The sequence below is a fragment of the Clostridioides sp. ZZV15-6388 genome, from assembly GCF_020657755.1.
In the GTDB taxonomy this organism is placed as follows: domain Bacteria; phylum Bacillota; class Clostridia; order Peptostreptococcales; family Peptostreptococcaceae; genus Clostridioides.
In genome coordinates, this window is record NZ_JAGWCU010000111.1 from 1 (window position 1) to 440 (window position 440).

Sequence of the window (440 nt, forward strand, 5' to 3'; positions counted from 1 at the left end):
CCTACGGGAGGCAGCAGTGGGGAATATTGCACAATGGGGGAAACCCTGATGCAGCGACGCCGCGTGGAGGAAGAAGGTCTTCGGATTGTAAACTCCTGTTGTTGGGGAAGATAATGACGGTACCCAACAAGGAAGTGACGGCTAACTACGTGCCAGCAGCCGCGGTAAAACGTAGGTCACAAGCGTTGTCCGGAATTACTGGGTGTAAAGGGAGCGCAGGCGGGAAGACAAGTTGGAAGTGAAATCTATGGGCTCAACCCATAAACTGCTTTCAAAACTGTTTTTCTTGAGTAGTGCAGAGGTAGGCGGAATTCCCGGTGTAGCGGTGGAATGCGTAGATATCGGGAGGAACACCAGTGGCGAAGGCGGCCTACTGGGCACCAACTGACGCTGAGGCTCGAAAGTGTGGGTAGCAAACAGGATTAGATACCCGTGTAGTC

The 440-nt window shown here is 53.2% G+C and carries 1 rRNA gene; it reads left to right on the top strand.

What is annotated here, in order from left to right:
• Nucleotides 1-440, top strand: a 16S ribosomal RNA gene (locus KGF48_RS19970); the annotation flags it as partial.